We start from the raw sequence: 505 nt of genomic DNA on the forward strand, positions 1-505 counted from the left end.
TTTAGGGGGAACCGGTAAGCTATTACCTAACCCCAATGTTGACCCAGCCGCCACGGCGCGGGAACTCGCCCACACTCTCGAAGAATGGGCCGTTAATCCTCAACTCCGACAAGCTATGGGACAAGCCAGCAAACTGAGGGCCCAACAACTATTTCGGGAAGAACGGATGCTTAGGGAAACTATAAACATCTTTCAGCAAGCCATATCAGCTCCCATAAGCGATGAATTTGCTCAGGGTGAGGAGGTGATAAAAGGGGTACAAAACGTCAGCCACAGGCTTCGCTATCGGTCGCAAACCTGGCAAGCATGGCACGCCTACACCACCGGAGATACAGCCGCAGCGGTTGAACATCTCCAACGGTCTCTCAAATATTCTTCTTTCCAATTCACGACTCAAACTATCCTAGACTGGGTTAATGATTTCGTGCGGTTATCCTCTCTAAAAGGCGATCGCTTAGATGCGCTTTCCTTTGCTAAATTGATAATGAATAATTATTAATTGTAG

General features: G+C 48.1%; 1 protein-coding gene. It reads left to right on the plus strand.

The window, feature by feature from the left end; translation table 11 throughout:
- A partial coding sequence (locus B9T16_RS29290) for a glycosyltransferase (protein ID WP_410246457.1) occupies window positions 1-499 on the plus strand: 499 nt, incomplete at its 5' end.
- Window positions 500-505: the final 6 nt, after the last annotated feature.

It is taken from the genome of Arthrospira sp. PCC 8006 (genome assembly GCF_046480465.1).
GTDB lineage: Bacteria > Cyanobacteriota > Cyanobacteriia > Cyanobacteriales > Microcoleaceae > Limnospira > Limnospira platensis.